The following is a 19,151-nucleotide window of genomic DNA, read 5'->3' as shown; positions in this document are numbered from 1 at the left end:
TGCTGCGATTGGAAGCCAAACATCAAATGGCTTCCAAATAGAATTGGCTAGATTCTGCCTTGAAGCGGGATGATTGTCACGCTTTCACCGGTTTTTACTGTGTCTACGCATGGAGAAACTTCAATTAAGCAGTTTGCTTCGCTCATTGAGCGTAAAATTCCAGAGCCTTGCTTACCTGTCGTACGAACTTCTAATACACCATGCTCATTCATATGAAAGACGCCACGACTAAACTCGGTACGACCTTGACGTGAACGAATAGATTCAGCGGCAATGGCATTTGCTTTTAGTGGCGTCCAATTGGCTTGCCCTTGTAGCTTACGGATAGCAGGTTCGACAAAGTTGATGAATGAAACCATGACGGCCACTGGGTTACCAGGCAAGCCGAAGAAAGGAGTATTTTCAATCTTGCCATAGGCAAGTGGGCGACCTGGGCGCATATTGATACGCCAGAAATTGATTTCCCCAAGTTTATCGAGAGCAAGCTTTATGTAGTCCGCATCGCCAACAGAAACGCCACCAGACGTGATCACCATATCGTTATCAAGCGATGCGGCGTGAAGAATATCGACCATCTTTGATTCGTCATCTTCGATAATTCCGTAGTCAACCACTTGGCAGCCAAGCTTACGTAGCATCCCCATGATGGTAAAACGATTCGAATCAAATATGGAGTTGGCCTTTTGCGCTTCACCTGGGTTTTGAACTTCATCACCCGTAGAAAATACGGCTACTTTTATTTGGCGCTCGACCTTACATTCACCAAAGCCTAACGACGCCATCATGCCCATTTCCGGAGATTCAATATGAGTCCCTTTGGTAAACACAGCTTGGCCAATCGCCAAATCTTCACCAGCTTGACGAACATTTTGTCCTAGAGTGATTTTTGCGTCAGGGAAACGGACTTTATTCTCTTCTTGAATCGCCTGCTCACGCATGATGACAGTATCCGCGCCCACTGGCATCGGTGCACCTGTCATGATCTTCACGGCTTGCCCAGATTTCAGCTCTTCGTCGTAGGCATGGCCAGCCATCACTTCCGCGACTACTGTATAAGAGTCGAGTTCTAGATCATCCGCTTTAATCGCATAACCGTCCATTGCAGAGTTGGTATACTGCGGGACATTAATCGGTGAGATAACATCTTCCGCCAATACGCGTTCAAAACTCTCTAACAAGCTGACGGTTTCAGAAGTGTTAGAGGAATCAATACTGTCTAAGATTTTTTCTTGGCCTTGAGTGACGGTTAGACCGGCAGGAGAGAAAGAATCACAGCAAACAGCAGGAGTATCGTCTTTCGTTTGACTATTAAAACTAGCAGTGTAGTGAAGAACGAAATCGCGAATCGCAGGAAGGTCGTTGATAGACATTTGCGGTAAATCGGATTCAACGGCGGAATCTGCAGCAATCGCAATGATGTTACTATCGTTTTGGTATAACCAAGGTTTACCCACTTCGTCACGGTGTAATTCGATCTTAGGGAAAGCAATATTCTTACAGCCTTCAACCAAAATTAAATCGAGCTTATTGGCATCAAAGCGAGACAATAAATACTCAAATTCTGCCTCGGCTTCTGGTGTTTCAGTCATTAACGCATGGCGGTTACGAGATGAAATGAGCATCTGACTTGCGCCTGCTTTTCTTAAACGGTGGCTATCTTTGCCAGGTTTGTCGACGTCAAAATCATGGTGAGCGTGTTTTAGAACACCAATTCTTAGCCCGGACTCGGTTAATAACGGTAAGAGGGCTTCAAGTAATGTGGTTTTTCCAGTACCGCTATAGGCAGCAAAACCGAGTAAAGGAAGGCTAGGGTGGCGTTTCGATTGAGTCATTACTGGATGGTTCCAAATTGTGTGAGTTCTTCAGGCGTGTTCAGATTTACAAAGCAATTCGGCGAATCACTGAAATCGACATAACTAGTCTTACATTCTTTGTATAGCAGGATGATTTTTCTATCGCCGCGCTCTAGAAAAGCTTCCAGTTTTGGCAATACACGCTTATGAAATAGAGTAAATACAGGCTGTTTATATTCACCATCATGAGCCACTAAAATATCGGAGTCAGGCTCGACTTGCTGGCAAAAACGTTCGACCAGATCGTCGTTAATTTGTGGGCTGTCACAAGGTACAAACCCAACCCAATCACTTTCGGCACTTTTTAGGCCCGCATGAATTCCCCCTAGAGGGCCGGGAAAGTGAGGGAAGATGTCTTGTACGACAGGCGCAAATTGTCCATACCGTTCCAAATTTCGGTTGGCATTAATCGTAATAGATTGGGTTTGCTTAGATAAGTTATCGAAAACGTACTGGATAAGAGGGCGACCGTTTAGTTCGACTAAACCTTTATCTTTACCGCCCATACGGCGTGCTTGTCCGCCAGCTAAAATGACCCAACTAGTTTGCGTTGGAAGCAACATATAATTTCTCTTGTGCTTTATGTTTTGAAATAACGTGCAACATTGGCGATTCGGTTAAAGTGTTATCTTTAATCTGCCACTGTTTTTGGCATAGATCTGTTAGCGCATTGGTTTGATGGCTTGTAATAACCAAACTCACTCCGCGTTTTAGGAGATCTTCTGCCATTACGACCAATCTTTCAATAGATTCTTTATCTAATGAGGCGCTAGGTTCATCCATCAGCAAAATAGATGGTTTCAGAATCCAAGCGCGAGCCATTGCTACACGCTGACGTTCCCCCCCTGATAAAACAGAGACGTGTTCGTCGGCTAATGTTTCCAAACCTACCATTCTTAGGGCGTTAATTATTTGCGCTCGCTTATCTTTTTGGCACTCTTTTACAAAGCGAATACCATAAGCGACATTTTGATACACGGTGCCATCAAATAAATACGGGGACTGGTGCAGGTAGATAATGTCTTTGAATTTTGTTCTTGGAAAAAGTGTGGATTTCCAATCTGTGTAAGAGCCACATATCTTTCCAGTTGTTGGCTTAGTCAGCCCCGCTAGCACCTTAAGTAAGGTCGTTTTTCCTACACCATTGTCACCTTTTAAGTAAATGGCGTCGTTAGGACCAATACTTAACGAGGGGATATGAAAAAGAACCCGTTCTTTAAAGCGAACCGAAAGCTGTTGCGTGGTGATTTTTATACTCATTCTACCCACCTAAGTTCTTAAGTAACCTTTTCCTCTAACGCTCGAAAGGAAAAAGTTTAAAGCCAGTGCTAAACACAACAAAACCATGCCTAGAGCGACGCCCTGAGCAAACGCCCCTTTGTGGCTCTCCATAGCAATCGCGGTTGGGATATTTCGCGTCATTCCCATGATGTTGCCACCCACCATCATCGAACAACCAACCTCAGTCACAATGCGAGAAAAAGCAGCGATGGTAGCGGCCAATAAAGGAAAACGAGTCTCCCAAACCAGTGTGGCTGCAACACGAGTCGTCGAAACTCCTAAGGTAACAGCGGTTTCTAATGCCCTGCGGTCACTGGCCTGTAAAGCACCATGCATCATAGACACAAGGATCGGAAAGCAGATAAGCATCTGACCGAAGATCATGGCCTTTTGAGTGAAGAGCATTTGCCAATCACCCAGAGGGCCAGAACGAGATAACATCATGTACAGCAAAAGGCCAATGACAACAGTGGGGATTGCTTGAAGGGTATTGATGACAGAAAGTACTGCCCATTTACCCGGAAAATTCGTATAGGCCAAAATGAACGCCATAATGATCGAGGGAAAGATCACTAGCGAAATAGCAGATAACGACACGCTAAAAGAGACAGCAACAATTTGCCATAACTCGTTGTCGAAACTGACCAATAGATTTAATGCTTCAAGCGTCGTTTGCCAAAGGCTCATGGTTATCTCGTATTCGTTATAGGAAAATTATTCAGCGCTTGCGACAAACAATTGCTTACCATGAAGTTTGAATTCGTTGATTAGCTTTTGCCCTTTAGGGTTCACAAGCCAATCGCTGAATACCTTAGCTCCTTGGTAGTTGATAGCAGGGTAACGCTCAGGGTTAACTAAAATCACTTGGTAAGGGTTAAACAGGTTTTTGTCACCTTGGAATAAAACAGAAAGCTCGAGTTTATTTTGATAAGCGAGCCACGTACCTCTATCGGTCATCGTATAGCCCTGCATTTCAGACGCCATGTTTAGAGTTGGTCCCATGCCTTGACCAACAGAGCGGTAGCCACCGAAATTTGGTTCCATCTTTGTCTGAGCCCAAATTCCCATTTCTTTTTTGTGAGTCCCTGAGTCGTCACCACGAGACACGAAAGTCGCGTTGTAGTTAGCGATCGATTTGAATACTTCCGCGACCGATTTTTGAGATTCGATCTTTGCAGGGTCTTGCTGAGGCCCAACAATCACAAAGTCGTTATACATTAGCTTACGCGGTAAAACGCCATAGCCTTTATCAACGAAAGTGGCCTCAGCTTTTGGCGCATGTGTCATGACTAAATCAACGTCGCCATTTTGGCCCATACGTAGAGATTTCCCCGTACCGGCAGCGATAACATCGACTTTAAATCCAGAATCCTTTTCAAATTCTGGTAGAAGAAAATCTAAAAGCCCAGAGTGATAAGTACTGGTGGTGGTGGCTAATTTGATGTGCTGAGTGCTTTCAGCGCTACTAGCCGAGTAACTGACGATAGAAAGGGCTGCAACAGTTAACGTGATTGCTTTCATTATTATGTCCATTATTATGATTTATAGTTGATGGGCAAGAAACTCCGTTCTTTTTGTCCCAACGAGCGGTAATGCAATACTTTGCTTACCATATGCCTACGTAAGCAAGCTTGATGCCAATAATTTAACTTAGATAAAACCTAGAAATAGACGGAATTTCAGGCAATTAGAATGAAAGGTTTGCCAAAATCGCCTGTAAAGTTTGAGCTAGGACAAAATGTCGCATATTAAACATATTGAACGGAATTATAGTTGGTACACTCTGTCTCATTCCCACTCAAAAAGTAAGTTCATTATGTCGACTTTCACCCGCTCGGAGCATTCTTCAGATAATCAACCTTATAACCAATACCAAGCATTCTCGGTATTAGTGGTTGATGATGAGGTTGGTATGCAAGCTATTTTAAGAAAAGCGCTTGGCAAGTTTTTTGGAAAAGTTGAATGTGCCGGCTCTGTTGAAGACGCAGAGATTATTCGTAGCCGAGAACACTTCGATCTAATTGTTTTGGACATCAACTTACCGGGACGCTCCGGTATTGAGTGGGAAGAAGCATTTAATGATCCGGACAAACCATCAGATGTGATTTTCATGACGGGGTACGCTGATCTCGATATGACCATCTCGGCTTTAAAACTTGGCGCATCCGACTTCATTCTTAAGCCTTTTAACTTGGAGCAAATGATCCAGGCAGTTTTAGGTTGTATGGACAAACGTCTTGAACAACGCATGCAATATGCATTGAAGCGCGATGTGAGCCGACATATTACGACCGAAATTATTGGTAGCTCCGATAAAACGAAGCAGTTGAAGCAGATGATTACCCAATTTGCTCCTTCAAGAGCATCTGTATTGATAGAAGGGGAATCTGGTACGGGTAAAGAACTTGTAGCTAGAGGGGTACATGAAGTGAGTAAGAGAACGGGGCCATTTGTACCCATCAACTGTGGAGCCATTGCGCCTGAACTTTTAGAAAGTGAATTGTTCGGTCACACATCGGGCGCCTTTACTGGCGCAAAAAAAAGCCGCGAAGGATTGTTTCGAGTTGCCCATGGCGGAACACTTTTCTTAGACGAAATTGGAGAGATGCCTTTACCTATGCAAGCTGCATTATTACGTGTGCTAGAACAAAGAACGATTCGTCCAGTAGGTAGTGAACGTGAGATTTCGGTCGATGTTCGCGTCGTTGCGGCTACGAATAGAAACTTGCAGGAAGAGGTGGATAAAGGGACATTTCGGCGTGATCTGTATTATCGACTGAATGTATTAAAAATCGATGTTGCTCCATTGAAAGAGCGCCTAGCCGATCTTATTGAATTGGTCCCGCATTTTACGCGCATGCTTTCGAGCGAACTCGGGATGCCCGAGCCAAAGTGGGCTCATGAAGACATTTTGGCAATGAATGAATATGCTTGGCCGGGCAACATTCGAGAACTTAAAAACCTGATGGAACGTTGTATTTTACTGGGTAAGCCCCCTGCACACTATTGGCGTGAACTGAGTGGTGAAGTAACGCCTACTCATGTGTCTATGACGGTGTCACATGGGGCTGAGTTGCCAAATATGGATACTGGTGATGCCGAAGAAGGCTATCCAAATTCGTGGACACTAAAAGAGGTTGAAAAAGCGCACATTCAACAATTGGTCGATCACCATGATGGGAATAAATCTGCGGCAGCAAGAGAGCTTGGTGTCGCCCGCAAAACCTTAGAGCGCAAATACAAGGAGTGGTACATCGAAGGTTCAGAATATGCCAATTCGTAACCTTGCGAGTAAATGGCGCTTCCGTTTTAAAACGATGGTGCGTTATCGTCTGCTGTTTTTAACCTCTGCGCCTATCATCCTGACTTTATGTGCGCTGGTTGCTATCACCATGTATTGGTCGGTGCATTACACTTGGCAAGGTGCAGTGGTCGATGTATCTGAGCGGTTAGATGTTGCGGATAACAGTATTAACTTAATCCAACATCAACAGGCGAGCAACGTCAGGGCTTTCTCTGAGTCTTATGATTTTCGCTCACGTTTAGATATCCAATATCAAGAATCAGAGTTTGAACTGTGGGTTGCAGAAAGTAGAAAACGATATCAATTGGATTTTCTGCATTGGCATCGCGTTGATACCATGGAGAAAAAGTGGCAGTTCCTTGACCTCACTAGGCGAGAGTCGTTCTTTGACGTACTCGACAAACAAGAGCTAGACGAACTAGATCATGAACTGGCAATACGCGCTGAAGTGCCGTTACTAAATGGAAGCGGTATCGAAACACGTGGTTTAGTCAGTCGAACCGTCATTCCAATTCGAAACAAATACAATGACATCATCGGCTTTCTTGATGGTGGCATCTTGCTGAACAACTCGACAGTGCTAGTCGACCAAATCCGAAACCTTATTTACCCTCCACGTGAAGGCTCTACTCGTAGAACGGGAACAGTCACGGTATTTCTAGATGACTTACGGGTAAGCACGAATGTTCCTCTAAATAGCAAAGATAGAGCAGGGCGTGCGATTGGCACTAGAGTTTCCCATGAAGTCCATTCTCGTGTGCTTAACCAAGGTAAAGAGTGGCATGATCGAGCGTTTGTTTATGACGCTTGGTATATCACGGCGTATCAACCGATTCGAGATCAATATGACAATGTCATAGGGATGCTATATACGGGTTATTTGATCTGGCCTTTGGTTAAAACTTATTTGACCAATCTCGGTGAGATAAGCTTGACCATCCTAACACTGCTTCTTGTATCTGGTTTGATTGTGTACCGAGGCGCGAGGGATCTGTTTAACCCTATCGAGCGGATTCATAAAGTCGTAAAGCTGGTGCAGATGGGACAAGACAAGCGAATTGGTACGCTTGGGCTTGATGACCAGCATGAGCTTACGCAATTAGCTAAGCAATTCGACAAGATGCTTGATTTGCTTCATCAGCGAAACAAAGAAATCAACGAAGCAGCACAAAGGCTAGAGTGCAAAGTCAATGAAAGGACTGCCAGCCTAAAAGAAAAAACGCAGCAGTTAGAACATCATATTAAGTTGTTAAATCAAGCGCGAGACAAGCTTGTTGTGAATGAAAAACTGGCTGCATTAGGTGAGCTGACGGCTGGTATTGCCCATGAGATTAATAACCCTACCGCTGTAATTCTGGGTAACGTGGAATTAATGAAGTTTGAGCTCGCAGATGAAGCGAATCGAGTCGATGAAGAAATTACCGCGATAATGGCGCAGATAGACCGCATTAGGAATATCACCAGAAGTTTACTTCAATACAGCAGGCAAGGCGGGGTTCAGGATGAAATCACTTGGCAGCATATCAACCCGATTGTTGATGAAAGCATTACGTTGGTGAAAACGGGGGCAAAGAAACGCAACATTGAGTATGTGTCAGCGTTGAATGCCAAAACTTCGGTCGAGATTAATCGAAACCAGCTACTTCAGATCTTAGTGAACCTGCAAATGAACGCGATTCATGCAATGAAAGGGGAAGGGCGTTTGACTGTGAGTAGTGAAGACTGGCTAGAGCATGGGAAAGTTCTCGGCGCGGTTATTCACGTAGAAGATCAAGGGTGTGGGATAAAAGAAGAGCACCTGAAACGTATATTTTCACCATTTTATACGACAAAGCGTGATGGAACCGGACTTGGATTATCGGTTTCTCAAAGCATCTTGAGCCAAACAGGCGGGGAAATCCGGGTGAGGTCTGAAGTTGGGAAAGGGAGCTGTTTTAGTGTCTACCTTCCAACCAAAGTTGAGAACGAGTTGCAGATTGCTAATCTTTGACAAAACTAACCTTTAATAAAAAGCCCTCTCTAACAGTAGAGGGCTTTTCATATTGTCAGTTGCACTATCAAGATTTATGCTTTGCGCGATCTAAAATCAGTTCACGAAGCCACTTGTGGCTAGGATCGTTTTCAAAGTGTTTGTGCCACAGTAATGCGCATCCACCAGGTTTTAAAGCAATGGGCAGAGGCTTCGCGACTAATTCGCTGCTGACTTCGTAGGCAGTGACTGACGAAGAGGGACAACACATCAATAAATCACTCTGGGCACAGAGTCTCATTGCACTGTTAATATCGGTAATTGTGACGCTTGTGTTCAGTTGCTTATGCTCAAGAGAAAGTACATCATTAAGTAGCCAGGTTTCCATACCACCGATTTTTAATTCAATGTGACGATATTTTAAAAAGGTTTCGATGTTCCACTCTTCTTCTAAAGCCGGGTGTCCTTTGCGCATCAGGCAGGTGGAAGTGTCCTTCATAAGTTCCACATATTCAATTTCGTCCGGAATTTTCAGGTAGTGCGTGTCTCCTCTGTCATCCCACTCAAAAATGCCGATTCCGAAATCAACTTCCCGTCGTAGTATGCGGTTGACACTGTTGTCTGACCATCTTTGGTTATGGACTTTGATTCCTGGTGCCTCCGCAAGCAGACTGGGCATAAATTTTAGATAAACGGACGAGTAGGCTGTTTCACACAGATCAATTAAAAAAGTTCGTTGACTATGCTCTGGTTCAAAATCGAGTGGAACCGCTAACCTGTCTAAATGTTTCAAGATTTCAAAAACTTGAGGGGCGAGCAACAGCGCCTTCGGTGTTGGGTTTAGAGTGGTGGCTTGACGTTCAAATAAAGGGTCGTCAAACGTTTCCCTTAGCTTAGCAAGCTGTTTGCTGACGGCCGATGGGCTCCGCTATAACCGCTCAGCGGCAGCTGTAACACTGCGTTCTTCTAATAGCACCGCGAGGACTTTTAATAAGTTAGCGTCAAAATTTTTCATGGTTATAACCTGCGGATTAGAGAAGAAATTAAAATATAGCTGATTTAACAAATGAAATGAAAGACTTAGCGCTGATATAGAAACGGAATCTGTCTATTTCCGCTAATTTGCCTTAAAGGTAAGCAAACCCACCCAAAAAGAAGAGCATTTGGGTGGGGCCTAAAATCAATTAGGGAGTATTAAACGCAATCACTGGCGGCTTAATTCCGTGTTTTTTAAACTCTTTCATCACTCGCAAGGTGATATCGGTTTCGAATAGCTTTTCGTAGGTGGTGTCTACAACGTAAGCTTTACACGTAAGTTTTATTGCTAGGTAATTATCCGTGATGGTTTGTTGTACGAGAACCGTAACAGGCTTAGGTAAGTGAATGTATCGACTTGAAGATGCTGCTTCCTGAATTAAGTCCCGAGCGAGTGTGATGTCTTCATCCATCCCTATATAAAAAGGGATCACCACTTGCATATCAAGTGCGCCATAGTTGCCGCTGGTCGTGACTTCATTTAAGAACTTATTGTTAGGAATCGTAATGATATCGTCATTAAGGGTTCTCATACGAACCGAGCGTAGCCCAATCGTGATGATGTCACCATAATTGCCTTCAAAAGTAACGCGGTCACCCACTTGAAATGGCCTGTCAATCATCACCGTTAAGCCCGCAATGAAAGAGGCTGCCAGATCCTTGAGTGCGAAGCCTACCGATACCGCTAAAGTACCTCCAATTAATGCAAGAATGTGGTCATTGATTCTAAAACTCATCATAAATACGACGAGGCCAGCCGTCATGTAGATGAAGAATTGCAAGAAGGACTGAAACTTCTGCAAAATCATTCGGTATTGAACGAATTGACGACCAACACTTTCGACCATTGAGTTCATGAACTTGATCAATAACCAAGTAACGCCAACTACCAGCACCGAGAAGAACACGCCGCTCCAACGAATCAGGCTTGTAAATTGCTGAATATTGTCTAAGTTCGCAATATCGTCAGCAGCAACTGAATTGAATGATAGCAAGGCTGCTACGAGGAATAAGAAAGTCTTTGTCATCTTATTTCACCAGTAAATGTTGACGATCTAACACATTGGTAATGTGCCTAAACCAATGGTCTGAAACTCGGGCTTTATCTTCGCTACATTCGATAAACCCTCTGCTTTGGAAGTAGCGCAGTGTGCCAACGACTTCAGCAATCGTCAGCTGGGTGCATTCCGATAGCTCCTCGGGAGACGCAATTTCTAGCTGAACAATTGAACGTAATACCGCAAGCATCGGCTTTGGCATCTTTTCAAGTTCTTCGGATTCTGGCGCATAAAATAAACGCACGTAAACTTGTTCAGTTTCTTTATGGCGGTTTAGTGATAAACGGAAGAAGCGAAGTGCAACCGTTGGGTTTCCATCAGAATAGTGCCAAAGAATTCGATAGAAGCCTTGCTTTGCTCGTTCTTCTTCAGACACGTCTTGCTGATCCCATTGCTTAGGAACCACTAAACCTTCGAAGCTTATGTGATATTCATCCTTTTGGTTGATACGAGTATTAAGTAGCGATTCAATTTGAGACTCGCTCCACTTAGGCAGAAAGGTTACCCAATCAAAGAGAAGACGCTCACCACGTGCTCTGTCTACAAAGCGCCAACTGGATTTTTCTATCGCAATGACAGCGCGGTGGTTTTTCTTGGAACGTCGCAATAAATTGGTTAAACGGATCAGGTCACTAAGCCCACCAACCATGGGCTTAACAAGCCGCTGTCCATTATCTATCGCGATCAAATACGTCGTTTGGCTAGAACGTAAGTGCGACAGTACTTGGATTTCAGAGGCTTCTTCTTCAAGCCCTAAACTTACGGCAAGGTGAGCAAGCAGCTCTGAGTAACCAGCATATGGACAGCTGACGTAAATCGGTTCTGCGTTTTTCGCCTTGTGCAAAATCTGTTTGATTAGTGTCGTAGTACCGACACCGCGTTCACCAGATACGACGCAAATCGCGGGGCTGTCTGTTAGAAGGTATTTTGAGAGTTGTTTGACTTCTGCTGATCCGTATTCGACTAACTCACTGTAGTCACTTCCTGGGAGTACGTAATTAAATGCAGCGTCACCTTTCACTCTTGCCAAGTTCTGATTAGAAGCTGCGCTATTTTTCTGTTTGGCTACTTCGATTTTGAATAGGTAAGCAAGCGCTTGGCTAAATAGCGTAAAATTAGACAACTCCGAAATCAAACGCAGTTTGAGGTGATGCACGATAACCCAGGTCGCCGCGATGGCCGTTGCCCCGATACGTATGATAAAGGTATCTTTTTTGGCGACTGACCACGTTACCCACCATGGCTTTTCTGAAATCTTCTCTGCGGCTTCAAACACTTTAGTTCGCCAAAGTCGAAGAACGGACAATGTGATGAGTACAAACCAGAAGAACAAGGCGCTATAGATCCAGTTATAAATCGTGCCTTCACCTAGAGTACGTACTGAGATTTGCAAGATAACGCCCGCAACAATAGCGCTCCAGACGTATCGCCGAATGGTTTTCAGTCTAAGAGCGATGCTTTCTTGACTTGAGCTTTGGCTATTGCGATAGGCGAATTCCAAAATAAAGCTGATGGCAATTGACCCACCAAGGATCCACCAAGTGAATATCTCAAGGTAAATCAAATGTTGAAGGCTTGGGATCTCCGACAATATACGCAGTGATAAGGTAATTGCGACGAGCCACGCTAATGCTTTATTTGCCTTACCGACATACCAGATTAAGCGGACCCAAAGTGGTGGGACGGTTTGTGCATCTAATACATTGGCTTTGAACCCTTGAATCAGTCGCTTGCTGTTTGTTAACCACCACGTTAACACTAAGTAGATAAAGAAGACTTTAGTTCCTGACCAAATTACAGGGATAGGTGAAATGAGCAGGTCATTCACCAGAGCTGTAAAACTGCGGAGTTGAAAATACAGTGCGTACTGAGCGTTAAGCTTGGTTAACGTCCATTCTTGCTTGAATTGAGTTACACCGTAAGGTCCAAAGCCTGTTAATGCTTCTCTTTTTTTACCCGTTGTCAGTTGCAAGAGTCTTTGCTTGCTTTGGCTAACACTCGCTAAGGTGAGGTAACTAGACTCAACCTTTAACCATTCTTCTTCACTGAAGGTTTCGAGATAAGAGGAAAGGTTATTGGCGAAGAGGTTACTTTGGGCTTGTTGCTCCGAAAGGGTGGCATCAAGAAGCTGGCGTACTTTGATTTGGTCTGTAGAAGTCATGAATAGCGGATCTGGAATATTTGCCACTTCCTGACTAATACTGACTGCGACTTCGGCCACAGTCGGTTGATTGTCTGGTTGGTATTGCCACTCAGACAATGCGTAAGGAGAAAAAATGACTGAGAAAGCAATCAGCATTTTGAATAGATAACGCATAGGGTTCACTTTTAACATCCTGTTTAGATTGAATAAGTGTAGTGGGTTTGAGCGAAATAGTCTTTACAAAAGGAGATTCGGTAAGATTTGAATAGGCACCGGTATATTAAGTATTCGAATCGATGTCATATTCGTATGATTTTATAAGACTATAATGTGATGACGCTCAAATGAAAGTGAGCGATAGATAATCAGTCTCTATTTCTTTCAAATACGGCTTGAAAGCAAAACAACGCTTGCAGTTCGGGCTCTTAAGAAGTACCGTTGCGGCGTTTTTTATATTAATAAGGTAAAGGTTTTGATCTCTACAGCGAATATCACCCAACAATTCGGCGCTAAGCCACTTTTTGAGAACATTTCGGTTAAGTTCGGCGAAGGTAACCGCTACGGTCTGATTGGCGCGAATGGCTGTGGTAAATCGACCTTTATGAAAATCCTATCTGGCGAATTGGAACCGACAGGCGGTAACGTAAGCTACGACCCAAATGAGCGTGTTGCTAAGCTAAACCAAGACCAATTCGCATACGAAGAGTTCACAGTTGTTGATACCGTTATCATGGGTCACAAAGAGCTGTGGGAAGTAAAACAAGAACGTGACCGCATCTACTCACTCGCTGAAATGAGCGAAGAAGACGGCATGAAAGTGGCTGACCTTGAAGTGCAGTTCGCGGAAATGGACGGTTACATGGCTGAAGCAAAAGCTGGCGAATTGCTTCTTGCTGTAGGTATCCCTGAAGAGCAACACTTTGGTTTGATGAGCGAAGTGGCACCAGGTTGGAAGCTTCGTGTTCTATTGGCGCAAGTTCTTTTTGCTGACCCGCACATCATGCTACTTGACGAACCAACGAACAACCTGGATATGGACACGATTCGCTGGTTGGAAGAAACACTAAACCAACGTAACTGCACAATGATCATCATTTCGCACGACCGTCACTTCTTAAACTCAGTATGTACGCACATGGCTGATTTAGACTACGGTGAACTTCGCCTATTCCCTGGCAACTATGATGAGTACATGACCGCAGCGACTCAAGCTCGTGAGCGTCTATTGTCTGACAACGCTAAGAAGAAAGCGCAAATTGCTGAACTTCAAACGTTCGTTTCTCGTTTCTCTGCGAACGCTTCTAAAGCTAAGCAAGCAACATCTCGTGCGAAACAGATTGATAAGATCCAACTTGAAGAAGTTAAAGCGTCTAGCCGTCAAAACCCATTCATTCGTTTTGAGCAATCTAAAGAGCTATTTCGTAACGCACTTGTGGTTGAAAACCTATCTCAAGGTTTTGAAGAAGACCTATACAACAAGTTCGATGCGATCTTTGAAGTAGGCGAGCGTGTTGCAATCATCGGTGAGAACGGTGTGGGTAAAACAACACTACTAAACACACTAGCGGGTGCGTTAGAGCCTCGCACTGGTGAATACAAGTGGTCTGAAAACTCTAATATTGGTTACTACGCTCAAGATCACGCTCATGACTTTGAAGAAGACATGAACTTATTTGATTGGATGAGCCAGTGGCGCCAAGAAGGTGAAGACGAGCAAGTTGTTCGTAGTTTCCTAGGCCGCATGCTCTTTGGCCAAGACGACATTAAGAAGTCTGTTAAAGTCATTTCTGGTGGTGAACAAGGTCGTATGCTTCTTGGTAAGATCATGATGCATAAACCAAACATCCTTCTAATGGATGAGCCTACCAACCACATGGATATGGAATCTATCGAAGCACTGAACTTAGCACTTGAGAACTACAAAGGCACTTTGTTCTTCGTATCTCACGACCGTGTATTCGTTGACTCTCTAGCGACTCGTATTCTGGAAATCAAAGATGGTCAGATTCACGATTTCCGTGGCACATACGCAGAGTTCTTAAAAGCGCGTAATATCGAAGGCTAATTTGCATTCGTAAATGAATAATAAAAGGCTCCTAATCAGGAGCCTTTTTTATTTCTTACATATTTGTAAAACAGGTTAGTACTTAAATTGAGCGACAACAGCTTCTAGCTTCCTACTGACATCAATCACTTCTTCACTTGAAGCACCTGTTTGAGCCACATGTTGAGCGGTATTCCCCGCAAGATCAGCGATTTGAGTAATGTTTCTATCAATATCTGCCGATACCATTGATTGCTCTTCTGAAGCAGTCGCGATTTGAGCATTCATATCAAACACTTCACTGATTTGATCGACGATTTTCTGAATAGACTCTACGGCTAATACGGTCTGCTGATTGGTGGTGTTTACTTGCTCCAAACTATTTTGCATTGTGGTTACTGTTCGATCGACGCCAGAAGTCAATCCGTTAATGGTGTCCTCAATTTGCTTAGTCGATTCATTGGTCTTTAATGATAACTGACGCACTTCATCAGCCACGACCGCAAAGCCTCTGCCATTCTCGCCAGCTCTTGCTGCTTCAATAGCTGCATTCAGCGCCAGAAGGTTCGTTTGTTCGGCTATTCCTGTGATGGTCGAAATAACGGTTTTAATTTCATGACTGTGAACAGAGAGCTCATGCACGAGCTGCTGTGAGTCCGAAATGTTAGTAGTAAGTGATTGTATGCTTTGGCCAGCAACATTGGTGACCTGCATGCTTTTTTCTGCTTCCGTTTTTACGCGTAGCGCGTTGTCTGCGGCGCTCTCTATGTTTGCGGTAATTTCATTACTGGTCATCACTAACTCATTAACGGCCGTTGCAACAGATTCTGATTCAATCTTTTGCTGCTCGGCGTTCTCCATACTTTTCTGAGCGGCTTTTTGAGAGGTTGCGGCGCAATATGATAGTGTATGCATTACCGATGCTATCTCTGAGATGTTTTTATGCAGCTTGGCAACAAAAACGTCAAACGAATTGGCGAGTTGCGCCAGCTCATCCTTACCTTGAGCATTCATCCGAACCGTTAAATCCCCATTACCTTCCGAAATGTCTTTCATCAACGCGGTGATTTTTCCAATGCGACCGGTGATGCTTCGACCAATAATGAGTAGCAGAGAAGAAACTATTAAGGCGAGGCTGAAGCCCATGATTTGCAAACGAAGTGTCACTTCTGCGGTTGCCGTTTGATAAATCAGAGTGATTTTATCCTGTAAGGTGTGAATCGCTTCTTCAGTTTGGTGAACGTTCGTTCTCAGCTCTCCTTGTAAGCCATCATTTGCACTTAAACCGATAGATAAATAGGAGTTGGTTAAGTCTGACACCGCAGTTCGGTAACGATAAACAGGTTCCCCTAAACGCGGGTATTGGCGAGTTAAAGATTCGAATATAGTGATTTGATTAACCAGAGACTCTAAAGACGTCGTAGTTGGGTTCTCAGTAAATCGAACACTTTGATTCAAAAGTAGGGTATACGCGGCTTGTAGCTCAAAATCACCAAGAAGATTGATCTCGTTAGCCAGTTGCTTCCGAGCCTCAAGAACCGCCAAAGCTAAACCCACTTCATGTTTCAAACCTTGTGTTTGCAACTTATTAGCCAGTTGATGGAATTGGTCTTGATACAAGGACAAGGTTTCTAATGACAAGCTTACCGAGGACTGTATTTGTTCCTTATGATCATCTAATAGGTTCTCGATATTGAGAATCCGACGCTGTAGTGTGGCGAGTGTTTTGTCGAAGCGTTTAATGTATTTCGGATCTTGACGAGCTAAGAAATCCTTTTCATGCCTTCTTAGAGTGAGCAGATCAATCTCACTACTTTGGTTTTCGTGATCAGCGGTTTTTAATAGATCGAGTTGGGTGAAGCTGTATTGTTCATATAACGCATATGTGCCTATCCCGCATAACAAAAAGGCAGTGATTAAAATCAACTGCGTGCGAATAGAAAGAGACTGCAGAAAGCGAGTAATAAAGGGTAGCCTAGCCATAGATACCTCCTAGGTATTCTGATGTTTATTGACCACTGAAATATTATGGTTTTATGACACTTTTGTGACAGTGGATATTAAACTAATAGCACCTAACGCCTTCTATGCAAGAGAGTGACTATACGATTTAGTCTCTTTTTAAGGTAGGTACCGTGGAGGTGCTGATCCAGAGCTGGAAAGGGAATAGGTCAACTATATGATAAGTAGGGATTTATTAAGGTCGAATCATTGATTTACAACATAAGGATGTTTTCGACTGCTGAGTTTTCCAACATTTAAGAATGGAAAGATAAACGAGGGCACGACCGCCCTCGATAGGATTACTTCTCAATCAATCTTCTTTCAAGTGACCTTTCACGTCGAAGTCTATCTTGTCTGCGCCGGTGAATACTTGGAATCGTAAGCCTTTCGCACGAGCGATCGTGGTGATACCAAACTTTTGCGCTAAATCGAGTCCCATTTGGGTGACTCCAGAGCGAGAAAGTAGAACAGGGATGCCCATTTGAGCGACTTTTATCACCATTTCAGAAGTCAGTCGGCCTGTTGTGTAGAAGATCTTATCGTCACCACTTTCCCCATTGACCCACATTTCACCAGCCAATGTATCTACCGCGTTATGACGACCGACATCTTCCACAAAAGAAAGCACTTGGTCATCTTTACACACAGCACAGCCATGAACGGCTCCGGCTTTTTTGTAGGTATCGTTATAATGGGTTAATGCTTCTAAAGCGGTATAGATTTCTGATTGCTTTAAACGTGTTTGAGGTACTTGATAATCTTCTAACTGCTTCATGACGTTGCCATACATGGTGCCTTGCCCACAGCCTGATGTTACGGTCTTTTTTTTCAACGCGGCATCAAGATGCTGTGTATCTTCCTTTGTCACGACTGCAGCGCTGTGAGTTTCCCAATCGATAATGATGGATTCGATCGCTTCAGGGTCTGTGAGGAAACTTTGATTCTTAAGGTAACCAAGTACAAGAGATTCAGGCCTAGAGCCTAATGTCATTAAGGTGACAATCTCTTTCCAGTTCAGCATCACGGTTAAAGGGCGCTCACAAGCAATTTGCTTGGTTAGCTTTTCGCCATATTCGTCGAAGACTTCCACTTCCATTGTCTGGAAAGGGTTTTCGCTAGTTTTAATTATATTGGGTTTAGCCACTTTAGAGTCCTTGTATTGCGAGTTATCTCGTCGCCTGACTTACGGTAAAGCAATTCTTGTTCCAAAGAACTGAGCTAGAATAAATACACTGGGAATTAATGGCTTAGAACTTGCTTTATCTGAACGTATGAGTGTAACTCAGTCACCAAAAAGATGAAGAATGAGGACGTAATGGATATCTCAAATAAACAAAAAGATCGCCTCGTAACCATACAGAAAAGTGAAACGCTTTGGCCGATAGATTGCGATATTGAAGTCCAAGAAGTGAAGACGAGTAAGTGGGCTACGATCCAGTGGCAGCTCAAAGGCTTTAGCTTATCGAACAATAAAAACAATACCGCTTTATTGGAATTACATAGAGATGAGCGTACCGACTACCGTTTTAACTTAAGCTCTCATAATCCAAAACTCTTTGTCGTACTAGACAGCTTAGAGAGTGACGAGCAGCCAAACATTGTCGCACTGACTGCGTCTCAAAGTATCGCAGGCCAGTATATGGATGGTGATTACCTAGTGCTTTCAGATGATATGCCACTACCGGTACAGGCATGGATGGAGGCTTTTATCGGTCGTAATGGCGAATTGCTAGAACAGCGACGTAAGAAGCGTAAAGGAGCGGGGCGTTCGAGTGGCAAATAGTTTCTTATCTCGTTGGTCTCAAAGGAAATTTGAGCAAGACAAAAGCCAGAGTGAACCTGAAGTTACAGAAACGCTAGCGGTAGATACCACCACTAGCGTAAGTGCTGCAGAACAAGATACTAAGGCAAACGTGTCTCAAGAGGAAAATGCGCAACGTGTTACAGGCGATATTGAGGGCATGGGTGAGCTTCATTCTGAACAATCAGAATCTGTGGCCTCATTATTGGCAACAGGTGCTGAAGCGGCAGTAAAGAAAGCTGCGCTTAGAAAACTATTCCTTAGCGGTGAGTTTAGTGAAGTCGATGCGCTCAATGATTACGACCATGACTATAAAGCGGTGAAATCACTATCATCGGACGTAGCAAGTAAGTTGCGCGGTTGGGCAAAAGAACAAATCGAAGAAGATCCGGAGCTTCAAACCGACGATGTAGTGCCTTCTGAAGAAGTGAGCGCACAGACTGAACTTGAGGACGAGGGAACAAGCGTATCGACCTCTGATTTAGTAGCTCAACAATCAACGGAAAACGAACCAGTGGAGTTGCATAACGGGGACGAACCGGTACCACTTGAAGTGATAAGTCCTGTTGTAAATGGCAAAGTCTAGCTCCAAGGAAAGTTCAGCTAATGTTTAATTGGTATATTTTGACCAAGTAGGCCTACTATAAATAGGGACAATT

At 43.8% G+C, this 19,151-nt stretch carries 14 protein-coding genes and 1 pseudogene; 5 read left to right on the top strand and 10 right to left on the bottom strand.

Annotation, left to right across the window (positions count from 1 at the left end):
* Positions 1–47: 47 nt before the first annotated feature.
* The 5 genes from ACHUFI_RS16285 to ACHUFI_RS16265 are packed head-to-tail and all read right to left on the bottom strand — an operon-like array spanning position 48 to position 4,655.
* Positions 48–1,832, bottom strand: coding sequence for a bifunctional molybdopterin-guanine dinucleotide biosynthesis adaptor protein MobB/molybdopterin molybdotransferase MoeA (locus ACHUFI_RS16285; RefSeq protein WP_394250983.1), 1,785 nt, complete (start codon positions 1,830–1,832; stop codon positions 48–50).
* Positions 1,832–2,416 carry a molybdenum cofactor guanylyltransferase MobA gene (gene mobA, locus ACHUFI_RS16280; protein ID WP_394250982.1) on the bottom strand — a complete coding sequence of 195 codons (585 nt, stop codon included), beginning with the start codon at positions 2,414–2,416 and terminating at the stop codon, positions 1,832–1,834. Before mobA ends, ACHUFI_RS16285 begins: the two co-directional genes overlap by 1 nt.
* Entirely contained in the window at positions 2,394–3,113 is a 720-nt protein-coding gene (locus ACHUFI_RS16275; RefSeq protein ID WP_394250980.1) for an ABC transporter ATP-binding protein, read from the bottom strand. Before ACHUFI_RS16275 ends, mobA begins: the two co-directional genes overlap by 23 nt.
* Before the next feature lie 9 nt (positions 3,114–3,122).
* On the bottom strand, positions 3,123–3,821 hold the full coding sequence (locus tag ACHUFI_RS16270; RefSeq protein WP_394250978.1) for an ABC transporter permease: 699 nt from the start codon (positions 3,819–3,821) through the stop codon (positions 3,123–3,125).
* Between the two features lie 27 nt (positions 3,822–3,848).
* The gene (locus ACHUFI_RS16265; RefSeq protein WP_394250976.1) at positions 3,849–4,655 is read right to left on the bottom strand and encodes an ABC transporter substrate-binding protein; all 807 of its coding nucleotides are present in this window, start codon (positions 4,653–4,655) and stop codon (positions 3,849–3,851) included.
* 295 nt (positions 4,656–4,950) lie between these two features.
* Between ACHUFI_RS16265 and ACHUFI_RS16260 the strand changes: the two genes are divergently transcribed.
* Both ACHUFI_RS16260 and ACHUFI_RS16255 read left to right on the top strand, forming a co-directional pair.
* Complete coding sequence (locus ACHUFI_RS16260; protein WP_394250974.1) at positions 4,951–6,417, top strand: sigma-54-dependent transcriptional regulator; 1,467 nt, start codon at positions 4,951–4,953, stop codon at positions 6,415–6,417.
* Positions 6,404–8,428, top strand: coding sequence for a sensor histidine kinase (locus tag ACHUFI_RS16255; RefSeq protein WP_394250972.1), 2,025 nt, complete (start codon positions 6,404–6,406; stop codon positions 8,426–8,428). The genes ACHUFI_RS16260 and ACHUFI_RS16255 overlap by 14 nt, the downstream gene beginning before the upstream one ends.
* Before the next feature lie 67 nt (positions 8,429–8,495).
* On the opposite strand, the pseudogene ACHUFI_RS16250 reads toward ACHUFI_RS16255, so the two are convergent.
* The 3 genes and pseudogenes from ACHUFI_RS16250 to ACHUFI_RS16240 all read right to left on the bottom strand — a co-directional run bounded on the left by ACHUFI_RS16250 (position 8,496) and on the right by ACHUFI_RS16240 (position 12,817).
* Positions 8,496–9,422, bottom strand: a pseudogene (locus ACHUFI_RS16250) (LysR family transcriptional regulator).
* Between the two features lie 169 nt (positions 9,423–9,591).
* The gene (locus ACHUFI_RS16245; RefSeq protein ID WP_394250970.1) at positions 9,592–10,470 is read right to left on the bottom strand and encodes a mechanosensitive ion channel family protein; all 879 of its coding nucleotides are present in this window, start codon (positions 10,468–10,470) and stop codon (positions 9,592–9,594) included.
* Position 10,471: 1 nt separating this feature from the next.
* Complete coding sequence (locus tag ACHUFI_RS16240) at positions 10,472–12,817, bottom strand: ATP-binding protein (RefSeq protein WP_394250968.1); 2,346 nt, start codon at positions 12,815–12,817, stop codon at positions 10,472–10,474.
* Positions 12,818–13,115: 298 nt separating this feature from the next.
* Here ACHUFI_RS16240 and ACHUFI_RS16235 point away from each other — a divergent pair, with 298 nt between their 5' ends.
* A complete protein-coding gene (locus ACHUFI_RS16235) occupies positions 13,116–14,708 on the top strand; it encodes an ABC-F family ATPase (protein ID WP_394250966.1) in 1,593 nt (530 codons plus the stop codon).
* Positions 14,709–14,783: 75 nt separating this feature from the next.
* On the opposite strand, the gene ACHUFI_RS16230 is transcribed toward ACHUFI_RS16235, so the two are convergent.
* Together ACHUFI_RS16230 and fdhD are read right to left on the bottom strand one after the other, a co-directional pair.
* Positions 14,784–16,670: a methyl-accepting chemotaxis protein gene (locus ACHUFI_RS16230; protein ID WP_394250964.1), complete on the bottom strand. Its 1,887-nt coding sequence runs from the start codon at positions 16,668–16,670 to the stop codon at positions 14,784–14,786.
* A gap of 331 nt (positions 16,671–17,001) precedes the next feature.
* Positions 17,002–17,835 carry a formate dehydrogenase accessory sulfurtransferase FdhD gene (gene fdhD, locus ACHUFI_RS16225; protein ID WP_394250962.1) on the bottom strand — a complete coding sequence of 278 codons (834 nt, stop codon included), beginning with the start codon at positions 17,833–17,835 and terminating at the stop codon, positions 17,002–17,004.
* 171 nt (positions 17,836–18,006) lie between these two features.
* Here fdhD and ACHUFI_RS16220 point away from each other — a divergent pair, with 171 nt between their 5' ends.
* The gene (locus ACHUFI_RS16220) at positions 18,007–18,474 is read left to right on the top strand and encodes a DUF3305 domain-containing protein (protein ID WP_394250960.1); all 468 of its coding nucleotides are present in this window, start codon (positions 18,007–18,009) and stop codon (positions 18,472–18,474) included.
* Positions 18,464–19,078, top strand: a complete 615-nt coding sequence (locus tag ACHUFI_RS16215; protein WP_394250958.1) for a DUF3306 domain-containing protein — start codon at positions 18,464–18,466, stop codon at positions 19,076–19,078. Before ACHUFI_RS16220 ends, ACHUFI_RS16215 begins: the two co-directional genes overlap by 11 nt.
* The last annotated feature ends 73 nt before the right edge of the window (positions 19,079–19,151 follow it).

It is taken from the genome of Vibrio profundi, from assembly GCF_043642225.1.
In the GTDB taxonomy this organism is placed as follows: domain Bacteria; phylum Pseudomonadota; class Gammaproteobacteria; order Enterobacterales; family Vibrionaceae; genus Vibrio; species Vibrio profundi_A.
The sequence above is the reverse complement of the archived record's forward strand: the minus strand, read 5'-3'. Positions and strand labels throughout refer to the sequence as shown.

Bases quoted from the DNA above. Each gene is read 5' to 3' on its own strand.
- ACHUFI_RS16220 (WP_394250960.1), top strand. From the start codon at position 18,007: ATGGATATCTCAAATAAACAAAAAGATCGCCTCGTAACCATACAGAAA.
- ACHUFI_RS16230 (WP_394250964.1), bottom strand. From the start codon at position 16,670: ATGGCTAGGCTACCCTTTATTACTCGCTTTCTGCAGTCTCTTTCTATT.
- ACHUFI_RS16255 (WP_394250972.1), top strand. From the start codon at position 6,404: ATGCCAATTCGTAACCTTGCGAGTAAATGGCGCTTCCGTTTTAAAACG.
- ACHUFI_RS16245 (WP_394250970.1), bottom strand. From the start codon at position 10,470: ATGACAAAGACTTTCTTATTCCTCGTAGCAGCCTTGCTATCATTCAAT.
- ACHUFI_RS16275 (WP_394250980.1), bottom strand. From the start codon at position 3,113: ATGAGTATAAAAATCACCACGCAACAGCTTTCGGTTCGCTTTAAAGAA.
- ACHUFI_RS16240 (WP_394250968.1), bottom strand. From the start codon at position 12,817: ATGCGTTATCTATTCAAAATGCTGATTGCTTTCTCAGTCATTTTTTCT.
- mobA (WP_394250982.1), bottom strand. From the start codon at position 2,416: ATGTTGCTTCCAACGCAAACTAGTTGGGTCATTTTAGCTGGCGGACAA.
- ACHUFI_RS16285 (WP_394250983.1), bottom strand. From the start codon at position 1,832: ATGACTCAATCGAAACGCCACCCTAGCCTTCCTTTACTCGGTTTTGCT.
- ACHUFI_RS16260 (WP_394250974.1), top strand. From the start codon at position 4,951: ATGTCGACTTTCACCCGCTCGGAGCATTCTTCAGATAATCAACCTTAT.
- ACHUFI_RS16270 (WP_394250978.1), bottom strand. From the start codon at position 3,821: ATGAGCCTTTGGCAAACGACGCTTGAAGCATTAAATCTATTGGTCAGT.
- ACHUFI_RS16265 (WP_394250976.1), bottom strand. From the start codon at position 4,655: ATGAAAGCAATCACGTTAACTGTTGCAGCCCTTTCTATCGTCAGTTAC.